At 71.2% G+C, this 14394-nt stretch carries 16 protein-coding genes; 3 read left to right on the top strand and 13 right to left on the bottom strand.

Annotation, left to right across the window (positions count from 1 at the left end):
- Window positions 1-6: 6 nt before the first annotated feature.
- Window positions 7-837, top strand: a complete 831-nt coding sequence (locus AB0E24_RS26550) for an alpha/beta fold hydrolase (protein WP_359380600.1) — start codon at window positions 7-9, stop codon at window positions 835-837.
- Between the two features lie 13 nt (window positions 838-850).
- Here the strand turns inward: AB0E24_RS26550 and AB0E24_RS26545 are convergent, their stop codons facing one another.
- Together AB0E24_RS26545 and AB0E24_RS26540 are read right to left on the bottom strand one after the other, a co-directional pair.
- Window positions 851-1861 carry an Lrp/AsnC family transcriptional regulator gene (locus tag AB0E24_RS26545; RefSeq protein WP_359380597.1) on the bottom strand — a complete coding sequence of 337 codons (1011 nt, stop codon included), beginning with the start codon at window positions 1859-1861 and terminating at the stop codon, window positions 851-853.
- Window positions 1862-1997: 136 nt separating this feature from the next.
- Window positions 1998-2375: a Rossmann-fold NAD(P)-binding domain-containing protein gene (locus AB0E24_RS26540; RefSeq protein WP_359380594.1), complete on the bottom strand. Its 378-nt coding sequence runs from the start codon at window positions 2373-2375 to the stop codon at window positions 1998-2000.
- Window positions 2376-2794: 419 nt separating this feature from the next.
- On the opposite strand from AB0E24_RS26540, the gene AB0E24_RS26535 reads away from it, so the two are divergent.
- Together AB0E24_RS26535 and AB0E24_RS26530 are read left to right on the top strand one after the other, a co-directional pair.
- Complete coding sequence (locus tag AB0E24_RS26535; protein WP_232639348.1) at window positions 2795-3520, top strand: helix-turn-helix domain-containing protein; 726 nt, start codon at window positions 2795-2797, stop codon at window positions 3518-3520.
- Between the two features lie 11 nt (window positions 3521-3531).
- Window positions 3532-4332, top strand: a complete 801-nt coding sequence (locus AB0E24_RS26530) for a helix-turn-helix domain-containing protein (protein ID WP_069871890.1) — start codon at window positions 3532-3534, stop codon at window positions 4330-4332.
- Window positions 4333-4533: 201 nt separating this feature from the next.
- Here AB0E24_RS26530 and AB0E24_RS26525 read toward each other — a convergent pair whose 3' ends face one another.
- The 11 genes from AB0E24_RS26525 to AB0E24_RS26475 form a co-directional block, all read right to left on the bottom strand.
- On the bottom strand, window positions 4534-5118 hold the full coding sequence (locus AB0E24_RS26525; protein WP_187286741.1) for a cupin: 585 nt from the start codon (window positions 5116-5118) through the stop codon (window positions 4534-4536).
- 44 nt (window positions 5119-5162) lie between these two features.
- On the bottom strand, window positions 5163-5885 hold the full coding sequence (locus tag AB0E24_RS26520; RefSeq protein WP_069871885.1) for an SDR family oxidoreductase: 723 nt from the start codon (window positions 5883-5885) through the stop codon (window positions 5163-5165).
- Between the two features lie 341 nt (window positions 5886-6226).
- Window positions 6227-7177 (bottom strand): hypothetical protein, encoded by a 951-nt coding sequence (locus tag AB0E24_RS26515; protein ID WP_359380590.1) that lies wholly within the window; start codon window positions 7175-7177, stop codon window positions 6227-6229.
- A 60-nt stretch (window positions 7178-7237) separates the two neighbouring features.
- Window positions 7238-7948 (bottom strand): SDR family oxidoreductase, encoded by a 711-nt coding sequence (locus AB0E24_RS26510; protein ID WP_232639350.1) that lies wholly within the window; start codon window positions 7946-7948, stop codon window positions 7238-7240.
- A 9-nt stretch (window positions 7949-7957) separates the two neighbouring features.
- Complete coding sequence (locus tag AB0E24_RS26505) at window positions 7958-8728, bottom strand: SDR family oxidoreductase (protein WP_359380586.1); 771 nt, start codon at window positions 8726-8728, stop codon at window positions 7958-7960.
- A 46-nt stretch (window positions 8729-8774) separates the two neighbouring features.
- Window positions 8775-9527, bottom strand: coding sequence for an HAD family hydrolase (locus AB0E24_RS26500; RefSeq protein ID WP_359380583.1), 753 nt, complete (start codon window positions 9525-9527; stop codon window positions 8775-8777).
- Window positions 9514-10548: a hydroxymethylglutaryl-CoA lyase-like TIM-barrel protein gene (locus tag AB0E24_RS26495; protein ID WP_359380580.1), complete on the bottom strand. Its 1035-nt coding sequence runs from the start codon at window positions 10546-10548 to the stop codon at window positions 9514-9516. Before AB0E24_RS26495 ends, AB0E24_RS26500 begins: the two co-directional genes overlap by 14 nt.
- Window positions 10545-10934: an L-rhamnose mutarotase gene (locus AB0E24_RS26490; protein ID WP_046089762.1), complete on the bottom strand. Its 390-nt coding sequence runs from the start codon at window positions 10932-10934 to the stop codon at window positions 10545-10547. Before AB0E24_RS26490 ends, AB0E24_RS26495 begins: the two co-directional genes overlap by 4 nt.
- Entirely contained in the window at window positions 10931-11869 is a 939-nt protein-coding gene (locus AB0E24_RS26485) for a dihydrodipicolinate synthase family protein (protein WP_069871871.1), read from the bottom strand. The genes AB0E24_RS26490 and AB0E24_RS26485 overlap by 4 nt, the downstream gene beginning before the upstream one ends.
- A gap of 49 nt (window positions 11870-11918) precedes the next feature.
- Window positions 11919-13001 (bottom strand): NAD(P)/FAD-dependent oxidoreductase, encoded by a 1083-nt coding sequence (locus AB0E24_RS26480; protein WP_359380576.1) that lies wholly within the window; start codon window positions 12999-13001, stop codon window positions 11919-11921.
- Window positions 12994-14325, bottom strand: coding sequence for a lysine N(6)-hydroxylase/L-ornithine N(5)-oxygenase family protein (locus AB0E24_RS26475; RefSeq protein WP_359380573.1), 1332 nt, complete (start codon window positions 14323-14325; stop codon window positions 12994-12996). The genes AB0E24_RS26480 and AB0E24_RS26475 overlap by 8 nt, the downstream gene beginning before the upstream one ends.
- Between the last annotated feature and the right edge of the window lie 69 nt (window positions 14326-14394).

Here is a 14394-nt window from a genome sequence, read left to right as displayed (position 1 = left end):
CGCGTGATGAGACTCGACCTGCCCGACGCCTCCCTTGCCTACGAGGACTGCGGCGACACCGGCGGGGGTGAACCGCTGGTGTTCCTGCACGGTTCGCTGTGCGCCGACTGGTTGACGCCCATGGCCCGCGAGCTGATGGGCTTCCGATGCGTCGTCATCCACCGGGCCGGCTACGGCCGCAGTGAGGACCGCACAAGCGGTGGCGCCGGCGTGCCCGCACAGGCCGCCCACTGCGCCGCGGTGCTGGAGCGGTGCGGAATACCGCGCGTCCACCTGGTGGGGCACTCCGCCGGGGCGGACGTCGCCCTCCACCTGGCCCATGACCGGCCGGAACTGGTCGCCTCGCTGGTCCTCCTGGAACCCGCGCTGCCCCGGGCGGCGGGCGAGCCCGCGAGCGCGGCGATGCCGAACGCGATCGCCGCGGCCCGGGCCGCGGCGTGGGAAGCGGCGTTCGACGCCTTCCTCACCGGGGTGTGCGGGCCCGGCGTACGCGGACTGCTCGCCGACCGGCTCGGCGAGGAAGGGCTCACAGCGGCCGTCGGCACCAGCCGCCACTTCTTCACCCGGGAGTCCACCGCCTTCGCCGACTGGGAGTTCGGCGCGCCGCAGCTCAGCGCCGTGCGGGCGCCCGTGCTGCTCGTCGTCGGCGGCGGAGGAGACCGGCTCGGCACACCCCACCGGGCGCGGGCGGCGTCCATCGCGGCCCACCTCCCGCACGCCGAGACCGTGGTCGTCGACGGCCTCACCCACGCCATGCCGCTGGAGGACCCCGTACGGATGGCGGCCGTCGTCCGCGGGTTCGTCGCCCGTCATCCGCTGACCGGCCCGGCCGGCTGAGGCCAGGTCGCCGTCACGGCTCGCGGGCGCCGCGCGGAGACCTGGCGCGCGGCGCCGACGGACGGGGAAAGAGGGCCACGGCGCCCTTCACCGGGCGCAGGGCCGGCACCGTTTCGACGTCCCGCACGCCGGGCAGCGCTCCCACCACCGACGTCAGGAACCGCCACAACGCGGGCGTGTCCCGCGTCGAGACACTCGCGAACAGGTTGCCGGACCCGGTGACCCCCGCCGCGAACGCCACCTCAGGACGCGCGGCGAGAGCGGCGCCCGCCGCGGGCAGCGCGTCGATCCCGACGGTGAGCCACAGCAAGGTGCGCACCGGCACGTCGAAAGCGGTGAGCCCGACATCGACGTCGAAGTGCAGCACCCCGCCGGCCCGCAGCTCGCGCAGTCTGCGGCGCACCGTGCCCGCCGACGCCCCCGTGGCGGCCGTCAACTCGTCGAGCGGGGCCCGCCCATCCGCCCGCAGCACCTCCAGCATGCGGCGGCTGATCCGATCCATCCGCGGCGGCGGCCCGACCCCGGCCGGGACGTGCCGCGCAAGGCGGGCGGTCTGGCTCTCCGTGAGCGGCCCCCGCTTGGTGAACGGCTGGCCGGCACCGCCGTAGAAGACGTGCAGCACCTCGTGCGCCCACACATCGAGGATGTGACGGGTACGCGGCAGCGCCTCGAAGAGCAGCGACTCGACACCGTCGCCGCCGGCCGACGCGACGATCTCCGTCCCGCCCGAGCACAGGCTGATCCAGCTGGTGTCCGCGCGCCTGGCCAGCGCTTCGGCGACCTCCGTCGCGGCCTCGGGGGCCGCCCGGACACGCAGAACCCACTGGCGCTCGCACAGCACCACCGGATCGGCCAGGGCGAGCACACGCAGACCGAGGACGTCCGACAGCCGCCCGAATCGCCGCGCCACGGTCTGATCGGACACCCCGAGCACCTCGCCGATGCGCCGGAACGGGGCACGCCCGTCGACCTGGAGGGCGTGGATCACCGCCTGGTCGAGCTCGTCCACACCGTCCCGTGTCACACCGGCAACACTAGCCCGCAACTCGTCATCGACTTCCCACGGCTTCGGCCGCGCCACTCCACACCTCCGGATCAACAGTCGTCGACGCTGAGGGCCGGGACGGGGTCCGGCTTCGCCGTCCAGCGCCGGGGTGTTTCTACCCGGATGAGGAGCGAGGGGCGGCTCCGCTCCCGCCGGTGCGGTGACTCCCCCGCGCACCTCGACGGTTCGGTCCGGTTCTCCACCAGGGGACCGTTTCGCCGTGGAGGTCCAAGAACTGGAGGCCGGGGGCGCCGGTCTGTGCTTCGAGTACGTCAACGACGGCGGGGATGCTCTCCTGGGGAACGAGCGGTGCGCCAGGGCCGCCGAGCTGAGTCTGATTGTGGCCGGGGTCGATGAGCAGCTTGGTCTGTCCGTCGCCGGCATGGCGGGTGGCGTAACTGCGCATCAGCTGGTTGAGGGCTGCCTTGCTGGCCTTGTAGAGCTCATAGCCGCCCTCGGTATTCCGCGAGATGCTGCCCTGGTCGGAGGACATGACCGCGACGGTTCCGCCCGGTGCGACGAGTCCGCGGAGGGTTTCCAGGGCGCGTAGCGGGCTCAATGCGTTGGTGATCACCACCCCGACACCGACGCCACAATCGACGCCCTTATCGGCCCGATCGTCTCGGTGACCCTTTCCACGGCCCTCTGCATATAGAAAGCGTGAAATTCGAACAGATCGCCTCACGTACACGGCGCGCCACCGGCTTACCGGAATGAGGCATTCGACCATCAATTAACGACAAGGAGCAATGGACATTATTCCCTAAGTCAGACAAAACGACACGTTCCGCACTCGGAAATCCCTTGCTAGGACTGTCTCGATTGGGTAACTTTCCAACCAGGGAGAACCTGGGGGTAGTCATCAATCGGGATCAGTCTGAAACAGACAGTACACAATTTACTCACGACCCCGTGGAACACGCACTGCTGCAAGCGAGGAATCTCATCGATTCCGCCGTTCTTGAATTTCGTTCTCTTCCCGCGCCGCGTTTCGTGAAATTGTCCGCCGACAAGCGGCAGGAGGCGCCCGGTGCCACCCTGACGGACCTGGTGGCCCAGGCCCGCCGCACCGTGCTGATCTCGCTGTCCGGTCGGAGCGGGCAGCTGGCGGCCGTACGCACCATGCTGAGCGACCTCAGGGCCCGGGCCCAGGCCGGTCCGGGCCGGATTACCGTCCGCGTGCTCGGGTCCGCCTCGGCACTGCGGGAGCTGCCGGCCTGGGCGGGGGCTGCCGACCTGGCGGAACTGCGGGTGACCGGGCGCCCGCTCGCCGAGACCCTGGTGGTGGACGTCGCGGAGGCGCTGCTCCATGCGCCGGGCGACAGCACGGGGGGCCTGCTGGTTCGCGACCGGGCCGTGGTCCGCGTACTGACCTCGCTGTTCATGGGGGCCTGGGAAGCCTCGCTGCATTGGCCGGACTATCTGCTGCTGGACGCCTATCTCGCCACCGACACCGCGCGCGGGGTTCTGGCCCAGCTGTATGCCGGCTCCACCGACGCGGTCGCGGCCCGTGAACTGGGCCTGTCCCTGCGCACGTACCGCCGGCACGTCGCCAGAATCCTGGAGTCCCTGGAAGTCAGTTCCCGTTTTTCCGGTGGCACCCGAGCAGCCGAATTACAGCTGTTTGACACGCTCTGAAGGGAATAAACGTGTTGCCGACCACGAAAATTCTGGAGCAGGATCTGCTCAAGGTCCGGGGCCTGGTGGAATCATTGGCCGCACAATGGCGTAGCCAGACGACGAACGATTCACTCGTCACCCAGCTCTCCGTAAGCCGAGAAACCCTGGGAGAAGCGGCCGAAAACTTCATGTCCCAGGCTTCGGAATCCCTCTGTCTGATAATCGACGAACGCTCCGAGACGACCACCGCCGTCGTTGCCGCCCTTCGCCGGATCGCCCCGACGCTGGCCTCGGACGTCACCGTACGGGCGCTCGTCCCACCGGGCAGCCGGACCCGGTGGGCGCTCGACGCAGTGTTTCCGGAAGAGGCCGAGGTGCGGCTCGCGGCGCTCCCGGGGCTCACCGCGGTCGTCTCCGACACGGAGTCGACACTGGTGTCGAACACCCCGGGCGACCCGGCACTCATACGCAGTACGTCCGTGGCGACGAACCTGCGCGCGCTCTTCGACACCATCTGGCCGACCGCGCCGGTACTGGACCCACGTCTGCGCTTAAGGGAACTTACCCAGGCCGAAGAATTACGCCGGGTCCTCGGCTGTCTCCAGGAGGGGCTCATCGATGACGTCGCGGCCCGCAAGCTCTCCATGTCCGTGCGCACCTACCGGCGCCACGTCGCCGACATCATGGCACTGCTGCGCACCAACTCCCGGTTCCAGGCCGGCGCCCGGGCGATCGAGACGGGCCTGCTGCCACGGCGGTCGACGCGCATGGCGGATGGGCCCGTTCCGGCAGACATCGTCAACCGCGTATCCCCAGCGTGCAGCACTTGACGGCCGGCGTGGTGTCGAGGTGGTAGTAGCGCGGGTCGGTCAGGTCGGCGGTGTGGCCGAGTTCGCGGTACAGGGCGTACAGCCGCTCCCACCGGGCGACGGCCAGATTCGGGGTGAGCAGGGCTGACCCGGGGTGCGCGGCACGGTGGTGCCGGGCACCCCGGCGCCGGCGGGAAGGGGGCTGGAGGCGGCGCCCGCGGGTCAGCGAGCCGTGGCCAGCAGCTCCTCCATGTGCGGGAACCGGGACGCGATCGGGTCGCCGGTGAATGCCTCGTCCCAGTCGGTCTCGGCGACGTAGATGTGCAGGGCGGCGAAGTCGGGCGTCTCCCCCATGTCGAACCAGTGCCGTACGCCGGCGGGCGTGCACACCAGGTCGCCCGGCTCGGAGATCAACACGTGGACGGTCTCGTCGTCGGCCAGCCGCAGATAGAAGCCGCACCGGCCCTGGGCGAAGAACCAGACCTCGTCCGAGCGGTGGGTGTGCTCGTTGAAGTAGCGGTCACGCGAAGCGCGGGCCTCGGTGGCCCACCGCGGGTCGGAGTCGTCCGGTGCCATCCGGACCACCTCGACATGTCCCAGGCCGGTCTCGGCGGAGAATCGGTCCACTTCCGTCCGGTACAGGCCGAGCACATCGTCGTCGCCGAAGCCGGCCGCCAGGTCCTTGAGGGCCCACCGCTCGAACCGGGCGCCGTGCACTCCGAGTTCGGCCGCGATGCGGTCGGGGTCCTGGGTGGTGAGCAGCGGCTTCGCCTCGCCCGTGGCGGGCAGAACCTGGAGCAGTGTCATGGCAGTCGCCTTTCGAGGATGCGGACGTACGGCACGGCGCCCGGTCAGTGGCCGGGCTCGAAGTGCAGCTGGCTGAGGAAGCAGTCCCGGGGCTGGTTGACGGCGAAGGTGACGCATTCCGCGAGGGACTGCGCCGTCAGGGTGTCCTTGGGGGTGCGCGAGGCGCCCTCCCAGGCGGGCGACAGCGGGTCGATGTTGTCGAAGTCCGGCGGGAACAGGGAGATGACGCGGATGCCCTCCGCGCGCAGCCGCTTGGACAGGATGCCGGTGAACGCGGCCTGTCCGCCCTTGGCCGCGTAGAACGCCTCGTGGCCCGCGCAGCCGGTGTAGTTCGGCGTCGCGGCTGCCGACACCAGGGTGACGATGTCGGGCCGCCGCGAGGCGCGCAGTAGCGGGAGGAAGTGCTTGACCATCAGGACGGTGCCTCCGGCGGACGCGGTGGTGGCGAGGATGTCGGCATCGTCCGCGGTGGTCAGGTCCTCGCTCTCCAGCCAGTTGGCCCCGTTGTTCAGGAGTACGTCGACGGCTCCGGCCTTCTCCCGGACGCCGTCCGCGAAGGCGCGTACGGACTCCGGATCGGTGATATCGCAGGCGAAGGCGTGCACCCGGTCGCTGCCGAGGTCACGGATCTCCTGCTCGGTGCGGCGGGCGCCCTCCAGGCTGCGCGCCGAGAGGAACACCTCGGCGCCCTGCCGGGCGAAGACGATGGCCAGGGTGCGCCCGAAGTCCCGGGCGGCACCGGTGATGACGACGCGGAGGTTCTCCATTGCAGTGGTGCCTCATCAGTTCGGGGAGTCGGCCATCCGGCAGACCCCGGGTGGTAGCCGTCCGGCAGGTGAGCACTCGTGATTCCTGGACGTTGAGTCCTGACGAAAGACCGTGCCCCTGCCTGTCGGCCCGGAGAGTTGATCGCTGATGGGATGTCGTGCCCACCGCTGAGCGGCGGTGTGAGCACAGCTTGATCAGGTCGCGGACGGTTCTCCGGCAGGCCGCTGAAGGGGATCGGCATCGAGAGCGGAAGGACCGTTGCGACTGTTCGTGGGGGACGACTGGGGTTCTCCAGTCGATTGCTCGGAGGGGCATGCTCGTCGGCCGAGGAGGTGGGAGGTCACCGGCCGAGGGGCTGCCCGGCGTCGGCCGCGACGGCGAAGACGCCCTCCCGGTTGCGCTGTTGGCAGAACTCGACGTCGGCGAGCAGGATTTCCTCTTCCTGGTTCCTCAACAGGATGGCGCCCGCCCCGCCTTCTCCGGTGGTCGGGGTGATCGTCTCGCCCGGAGTCGGCAGGAAGATGTCACCGGCGTAGGAGCGCAGCGCCCGGATCTCGTCCAGCTCTTCGATGCGGACCAGCCGTCCGCCTTCGCGAGCGACGAAGGCGTAGTCGGCGACGAAGCCCGGCTCGGCCGGACGTCCGGCCAGTGCCCGGGAGCCGCCGGCGAGCGCGGCCGCCTGATCGGGCAGGCCGAGCAGGGAGCAGAGGTGCGGCAGGGGGTGACCCGCGGCCCGGGCCGCGAACTTGACCACTTTCACGGTCCCGCCGGCGCCCGTGACCGCCTCGAACGTGACGGGCCCCGAGGCCAGGCCGACGCCCTTCACCACGGGCGACAGCCGGTGGGCCAGTTCGCGCTCCCGCGGCGAGCCGGGCGCGAGGTTCACCACGCTGGTGAGCAGTGACCTGGGACCTTCCTCCAGCGAGAAGCACCGCCAGACGTCGGTGAGGTGGAGCACGCCGTCGAGGACGACACCGTTGACGAAGCACGGGGTGCCGGGCACATGGTCGTGGGCGACGATCCGGCCGCCCCGTTCCCACAGCCGCCGGATCTCGGGTTCCGGCGGCGCGGCTCCGGGCCGGACCAGCACGGCGGAGCCGGTGTCGTCGGAGATCTCCGGCCGCAGGACGACCGTACGGTCCCGGCGGGCCGCCAGGTGGGCGGTCAGCTCCGCCGGGCCGGCGAGAACGTGCAGGTCGAAGGCGAGATCCGGGTCGGCGGCCGCGACGGCCTCGTGCTGACGTATCTTGCTGGACCACGGGTCGGCCACCACGGTGCCGGCTTCGGACACGGTCGTCTCCTTCGGGTTGGTCCGGTGGATGCGGATCGCCTGCCGAGCCCGCGGCCGGGCTTACGGCCCGGGAACCGTCAGAGAAGCCCCGTTGGGCTCCTTCGGTACCTGGTGCAGCAGATAGTCGGCCGCCACCTGTGCCCAGGCTTCGGGGCCCGGGTACTCGGTGTGCTCGTCCGGCAGACAGGTGGCGAGCATGGCGGTGTCCACGCCACCGCCCGGGTCGACGGCGACGGCGGTGACGCCCGGCAGCAGTTCCTCGGCCTCCTGGGCGATGGCCCGGGTGAAGCCCTCGACGGCGAACTTGCTCGCGGTGTAGGCGGCCAGCCTGCCGCGCGGGTTGCGGCCCCAGCCCGAGGAGACGGCGACGAAGGTACCGCCGGTCGCCATCCGCGGCAGGAAGGCGCGGGCCAGGGTGTAGACGCCGACGACGTTGACATCGACGGTGGTGCGGAAGTCCGCCGGGCTGGTCTCCCACACCGGGGCCTGGGGGCTGATGTACCCGGCGTTGGCGACGACCAGGGCGGGCGCGCCGAGCCGCCGTACGGTCTCCCCGGCCCACCGCTCCACGGCGTCGGCGTCGGTGACGTCGGTGACGGTGATCAGGTGGCCCTCGCCGAGGTCGGCGCGGAGCCTGTCCAGGGCCTCGCGGTCGCGGCCGCAGCCGGCGACGCGGTGGCCCAGTGCGGCGAAGCGCCGGGCCAGGGCGGCGCCGAGACCCCGGCTCACGCCGGAGATGACGACGGACGTGCTGGTGCTGACGGAATTCATGGTGCTCTTTCAGGTGGTCTGTTCGAAGTGGAACGCCTTGATGAAGCAGTCCCGTGGCTGGTCGATCGCGAACATGACGCACTCCACGAGGGAGTGGGCGGTGAGCCCGCAGCCCGCCCCGCGGGGCGTCGTGTCCCAGTCCGGGCCCAGCGGATCCGGGTTGCTGAAGTCGGGCGGGTACAGCGAGATGACGCGCACGCCGTGCGGGCGCAGTTGGGGGGAGAGCAGGTCGGCGAGGCCGGCCTGCCCGTGCTTGGCCGCGTAGAACGCGGCGTGGGCCCGGGTACGGTGGTTGCCGGTGAGCCCGGCCGACGAGATCAGGTTGACCACGTCGGGCCGGTCGGACTTCAGCAGCAGCGGCAGCAGGTGCTTGGTGACGAGGACGGTGCCGGTCACGGTCGAGGCGACGGTGGCGGCGATGTCCTCGTCGGTGGCGGAGGCGAGGTCCCCGCCGGACAGCCAGCGGGCCCCATTGTTGACCAGCACGTCGACGTGGTCGGTCACCGTGGCGATCTCGTCGGCGAAGGCGCGTACCGACGCCGGGTCCGCCAGGTCGCAGCGCAGGGCGTGGACCCTGTCGGACCCGAGGCCGCGGATCTCGTCGGCCACGTGCTCGGCCGCCGCCAGGTCCCGGGCGGAGAGCAGGACTTCGTCGCCCCGGCGGGCGAAGAAGAGGGCGAGCGTCCGGCCGAAGTCCCGGCCGGCCCCGGTGATGACCACGCGCCGGGGGCGGGGCTCACGGCGGGCAGGGGCGGGCTCGTTGCCGTTCTGAGGTGTCACTGTGGGGTTTCCCGTGTTCGCGGTCTCAGGGTGTGCGGGGCTCAGGTCAGTGCCCCGGAGGACCCTCGTACGCTCCGGTGCCGATCAGCAAGCCGCCGGGGTCCAATCCGGCCGCGACGAGGGAGCTTTGGCGGTCCGCCCCGTCGAGCACCTGGGCGGGCGGGAAGAATCCGTGCCCGGTGACGAGCACGAAGCCCATGCCGACCGCCTGGGCGGCGAGGAGGTCCTGCCGCGAGTCGCCGAGCAGGACCGCCTCGCCGGGGTCGGCGCCCACGGCGGCGAGCGCTGTGGACAGCCGCCGCGCCTTGGGTTCCTCGCCGCCGAGCACGGCCCGGAACTCGCCGGCCAGCCCGTGTCCGTCCAGGACCCGTTCCGCCTCGGCGGTCAGGGTGCCGGTGCCCACGTACAGCGGCAGGCCGCGCTCGGACAGGCCGCGGACCAGCCGGTCGGCGTCGGGGCACAGCGGCGCCTTGGGGTAGCGCTCGGCGAGCAGCTCGGCATAACGGCCCGCGCAGCGCTGGTAGAACGTCTCGAATCCCTCCCCCGTGGCCTGTTCTCCGCCCAGGTGGTCCTGGTGGAAGGCGAGGAAGTGCTCACGGCGGGAGCGGCCGAAGGTCCGGCGGAACTCGTGGACACAGGGGTCCACGAGTTCCGGTCCGAACTCCGCCAGCGCCTCGCGCACGCACTCCACCTTCAGCTCATTGGAGTCCACGAGCACCCCGTCGAGGTCGAACACGACAAGGCGGTGGGTGGCCAGCGTCCGATCGAGGCGCTCGCCGGCGCGGTCAGACAGCGGCATGGCGGAGTGCGCCCTCCAGCGACGCCGCGGAGAAGGACGTCTTGCGGTTCCGGGCGAGGAAGTCCAGGGCGCGCAGTTTGACGTCGACGTCCCGCTCCAGGCCCTCCTCCAGACGCTGGACGTAGGTCGGGTGGATCCGGCGCATGCCCGCGATGGCGTAGAGGGCGCTGGCGCCCCAGCGGTACTTGTGCATGAGCGGTTCGAAGCGGCGGGCCACCAGGTCCAGCATCGGCTGGAGCGCCCGCTGGTCCGTGCCGAGCGCCGCCAGGAGCTGTTCGGTCCTGGTGTTGCCTGCGCCCCGGCCCATGCCGAGGACGGTGGCGTCCAGCCAGGTGGCGCCCGCCTGGGCGGCGGCAAGGGTGTTGTGCAGCGCGAAGCCCTGGTTGTCGTGGCCGTGCAGGCCCACGGGGGCGGCCTGGCCGGCCCTGAACTCCTCGACCAGTTCGGCGATCCGGGGGGCGTGCAGGGAACCCAGGGAGTCGGCGACGTACAGCGACTCCAGCGGGCCCAGGCCGGCCACCAGACGGACCAGGCCGGCCACTTCGGCGGGGGTTGCCAGGTCCACCTGCATCAGGTTCAGGCAGACCCCGAAGCCGGCCTCGCGCAGGGAGTCGACGGCTTCGGCGACACCGGCCGCCCGGCTGTGGTGGACGGCCACGCGGACCAGGTCGACCGGCAGCGGCCCGTCGGCCAGCAGCCTGCGCAGCCGCGGGCCGGCCTCGGCCGCCGGGACCTCGGCCAGCGCGGGCGCGTCCACCATGACGGCGAAGCGCAGCCGGTGGCCGTCGGGCAGGGAGTCGCGCAGCGCGGGCGTGACACCCGACGGGAACCTGCCGTACGGGCCGCGGTCGCTCGGGGTGAACTGGGTGTAGCCGAGTTCGACCACGTCCACGCCGGTCGCCACGCATGCCGTGAGGTACTCCTCGACGAGGGTGTCCTCGAACTCCCAGTTCGTGTAGTAACCGCCGTCCCGCAGCGTGCAGTCCAGGACGGTGACGTCCTGACGGGCCACCGCGCTCACTTGTCCTCCAGGTCCGGAAGGGTGTTGGTGAAGTCGACGTGGTGGACGCGGCGCATCGGCGCCCAGTTGAGGCGGCCGTCGTTGCCCGGGTGCCGGACCAGGAGGCTGCCCTCGCCGTCGTGCATCATGTCGTCCCACTCCTGAACCCTGGGGTGCAGGTCGTTGGCGCGCAGGAAGTCGTGCACGGGCTCGAAGTGGTCCTCGGCCTCGACGTACATGAAGAGCGTGAGCGGGTCGATGTAGAAGATCTGTAGCTTGCGGACGCCGATGGTCTCCAGGGCGCCACCCGGTCCGACGACCTCGGGCCACACCTCCCGGTGGAGCTCGATGTACTTCTCCGCGGCGGCCTCGTCCCGGAGGCGGATGGTGAAGGCGTGGTTCTTCATCGAGCGAGCTCCTTCGCAAGGGTGAGCAGGTGCCGGTACGTGTGGTGGACCTCGGTCCAGGACTCGTCGTCGAGGACGTGGCGGCTCGGACCGCGGACATGGGTGGTCTTGATCAGGCCACGTTCTTTCAGGAAGCGCTTGGCGATCGACAGGTAGTAGTCGGTGCTGTTCATCATGTGGCACATGAGGTACGACAGCGGGTAGCCGATCCGTTCGGCCTTCTCCCGCTCACCGGCCTCCAGCAGCCGCCACAGGGTCACCACGATCTCGGCGATCTCGGTGGCGGGGATCGTTCCGGCCAGGCCCCGGCGGTGACAGTCGAGGAGCATCATGCCGCCGTCGCCCTCGAAGATGCGGGCCCGCCCGCCGCTGGCGTCGCGCAGCTCGCTGACCCTGGGCGGCGAGGGCTGGGCCTCGGGCTTGAACAGCACCCGGTCGGGGCCGTACCGCTCCAGCATCCGGACCTGGGCGGCGATGGTCAGGGGCTGCTTGGCCAGGCTCTTGGCGTGATGGATGATCACGGGGATCCGGACCGACTCCACGACCCGGGTGAAGTACTCCACCATCCCGTTCTCGTCCAGCGGGATCGTGGCCGGGTGCATGACGAGCAGGGCGTCCACTCCGACGGACTCGGCGTGCCGGCTGTACTCGATGGCGGCCTCGGGTGTCTCGGCACCGGTGCTCATCACGGACACACCGCGTCCGACGGCGGCCTTCGCGCTCAGCTCGGCCACGCGCAGCCGCTCGGTGTGTGTCAGCCGCAGCACCTCGGAGACCTGGCCGACCACGAACCCGTCGCAGCCGACGTCGAACATGTGCTCCGTCTGGGCGAGGAAGTCCTCCTCGTCGAGGGCGCCGTCGTCGGTGAACGGCATGATGACGACCGGCAGAACCCCCTTGATCTCGCTGGTCCCGTCGGGCCGTTGCAGACTCATGGGTTCTCTCCGTTCATGTCGCGCCGCCTCCGCGGCCCCGTCCGACCGGTCATGCCAGACCGGCCAGCCTTGCGATCTCGGCGGCCGCCCAGGGCGCCATCTTGAATCCGCCCCCGTTGAAGCCGGTGGCCAGCAGCAGCGCGGGGGCGTCCGGATGCGCCGTGACACGGGCGCGGCCGCCCGGGGCCCAGCACTCCGCGGCGCGCAGCCCGCCGAGGTGGCGGCTGCCGGGCAGCCATGCCCAGCGCCGGGCGCCCGCCGCGGCGGCCAGCCGGGACTGGGCCGCGTCCATCTGCTCCCGGCCGGGCGGCGAGGGCAGCCGGTGGTACGTGGGGTGTCCGACGTAGACCCCGCCGGAGTCCGGGTCGGGTCGGCCGTTGATGTCGAACTCGTCGTCGGTGTAGGCGGGTTGGCCGGACACCGGCGCCTCGGGCTGGAACAGCTCGACCTGGACGGCCTGGGCCCACAGGTCGTGTGCCAGTCCCCAGGAGGTCAGCAGGTGCGCGGTGGCGGCGCCGGTGGCCAGGACCACCCGGTCGGCACGGACCGCTCCGGCGCTCGTACGCACCCCGGTGATCCGGCCGTCGCCCACGCGCATGAGGCTGTGCACGGCGACCCCTTCGAGGACCGTGCCGCCCCGGCGCCGGCCGGCGCGCAGGAAGCCGTGGGTCACCTCGGCCGGGTCCAGCCAGCCGGACTCCGGCTCCCACACCGCCCCGCGGCCGGCCGGTCCGGCCAGCAGGTGGCCGAAGTGCTTGGTCACCTCCTCGGCCTCCAACCAGGTCACGGGCAGCTGAGCGCCGAGCCGGGCCGCCTCCGCGCGGGCGCCCGCCGCGCGGTCCGGGGCCGGCAGGTACAGGAACCCGCTGGTGTGGAAGGCCGCCGGTTCCCCGGTGTGTCCGGCGAAGTCCCGGAAGTACCGCCAGCCGGCCGCCGCCCGGTCGGAGAGGACCGGGTCGTCGTGGTGGCAGCGGACGATGGCGCCGCTCCAGGCCGTCGTGCCCAGCCCGGCACGGTCCCGCTCGACCAGGGTCACACGGGCGCCGCGGGAGGCCAGTTCGTGGAAGACGGCCGTACCGACCACTCCGGCGCCGACCACGGCCACATCCGTCCGGTGGACAGGGTCAGTCATGCGCCGCACCTTCCAGGGCGAGCGGTTCGTCGTCGTTGTGCAGCGCCGCCTCCCGGTGCTCCAGCACCGAGCGGAGGATCTCGCCGGAGCGGACCGCGACCATCGACAGCAGCGAGGACGTGATGCCGTGCGTGTGCTCGGTGCCGCCCTGGATGTAGATCCCGGCGTTCTCCAGGCCGTCCACAGTCAGCCGGTAGTCGCGGCCGACGCGCAGCCGTCCGGCGGCGTCCCGGGCGCAGTACGGGGCCAGGGAGCCGAGCAGCGGCAGCGGGTCCTGCTCGTCGTAGCCGGTGGCGAAGACGGCCGCGTCGGCGGCGACCTCCTGCTCCGTGCCGGTGGCCTGCGAGCGGACGCGGACCGTGACGCCGGAGCCCTCGTCCCGTATGTCGGTGACCTCGCTGACGCCCTGTATGTGCAGCCGGGAGCGGCCGCGCACCTTCTCCTGGTACGCCCGCCGGTACAGCTCCTCGATCAGATCGAGGTCCACGACCGCGTAGTTGGTGTTGCGGTGGTAGGCCATCAACCGGTTCTTGGCGGCCTCGTCGGCGTCGTAGTAGACGTCGACGGCCTCGGGGTCGAAGACCCGGTTGGCGTACGGGCTGTCGTCGGCCGGGCTGTAGCCGTAGCGGGCGAAGACCGCCTCCACGTCGGCCTGCGGATAGGTGCGGTGCAGGTACTCGGCCGCCTCGGCGGCGCTCTGTCCGGCGCCGACCACCACGAACCGGCGGACGTCCGCGGTCCGCCCGGCGAGCCGGGTCAGCAGCTCGCTGCTGTGCCAGACGTTCGCGCCGGCCTTCACCCCGTCGGGCATCCGGGGCTGTAGGCCACAGGCGACGACCACATTGCGCGCACGGTGCACGGTGCTGCCGCCGGGGCCGGGGACGACCACTTCGAGCAGGTCGCCGGCCGCGCGGACCTCGGTCACCTCGCTGGAGTAGGAGACCAGGTGGTCGACCCCGGCCGCCGCCCACTCGAGGTAGTCGTGGAACTCCTCGCGAGTGGGGTAAAGGATCTTGTGGTTGATGAAGTCCACCAGCCTGCCGCGTGCGTGCAGGTAGGGGACGAACCCGAAGCGGCTGGTCGGGTTGCGCAGGGTGGCCAGATCCTTCAGGAACGACACCTGCATGGTGGCGCCGTCGATGAGCATCCCCCGGTGCCAGCCGAAGCTGGGCTGCCGCTCCAGGAAGAGTGCGGTGACCGCCTGGTCGCGTCGAGCGCTCTCATTGTGTTCCTCAAGGGCGATGGCCAAGGCCAGATTGGCCGGCCCGAAACCGATTCCCACAACGTCGTGAACCGGCGAGAAATTGTCGTGCGGATTCCCCATCAGGACATTTCCCTTTCCGTCGGACCGTTGGTTCGATATGCCATTGCCCGAGGCGAGTCAGAAAGCTAT

This window comes from Streptomyces malaysiensis subsp. malaysiensis, from assembly GCF_040653035.1.
Taxonomy (GTDB): domain Bacteria; phylum Actinomycetota; class Actinomycetes; order Streptomycetales; family Streptomycetaceae; genus Streptomyces; species Streptomyces malaysiensis.
This window is presented reverse-complemented; position numbering and strand designations above follow the sequence as displayed.

Bases quoted from the DNA above. Each gene is read 5' to 3' on its own strand.
- AB0E24_RS26540 (WP_359380594.1), bottom strand. From the start codon at position 2,375: ATGTCCTCCGACCAGGGCAGCATCTCGCGGAATACCGAGGGCGGCTAT.
- AB0E24_RS26490 (WP_046089762.1), bottom strand. From the start codon at position 10,934: ATGAAGAACCACGCCTTCACCATCCGCCTCCGGGACGAGGCCGCCGCG.
- AB0E24_RS26550 (WP_359380600.1), top strand. From the start codon at position 7: ATGAGACTCGACCTGCCCGACGCCTCCCTTGCCTACGAGGACTGCGGC.
- AB0E24_RS26480 (WP_359380576.1), bottom strand. From the start codon at position 13,001: ATGACTGACCCTGTCCACCGGACGGATGTGGCCGTGGTCGGCGCCGGA.
- AB0E24_RS26500 (WP_359380583.1), bottom strand. From the start codon at position 9,527: ATGCCGCTGTCTGACCGCGCCGGCGAGCGCCTCGATCGGACGCTGGCC.
- AB0E24_RS26510 (WP_232639350.1), bottom strand. From the start codon at position 7,948: ATGAATTCCGTCAGCACCAGCACGTCCGTCGTCATCTCCGGCGTGAGC.
- AB0E24_RS26485 (WP_069871871.1), bottom strand. From the start codon at position 11,869: ATGAGTCTGCAACGGCCCGACGGGACCAGCGAGATCAAGGGGGTTCTG.
- AB0E24_RS26520 (WP_069871885.1), bottom strand. From the start codon at position 5,885: ATGGAGAACCTCCGCGTCGTCATCACCGGTGCCGCCCGGGACTTCGGG.
- AB0E24_RS26475 (WP_359380573.1), bottom strand. From the start codon at position 14,325: ATGGGGAATCCGCACGACAATTTCTCGCCGGTTCACGACGTTGTGGGA.
- AB0E24_RS26525 (WP_187286741.1), bottom strand. From the start codon at position 5,118: ATGACACTGCTCCAGGTTCTGCCCGCCACGGGCGAGGCGAAGCCGCTG.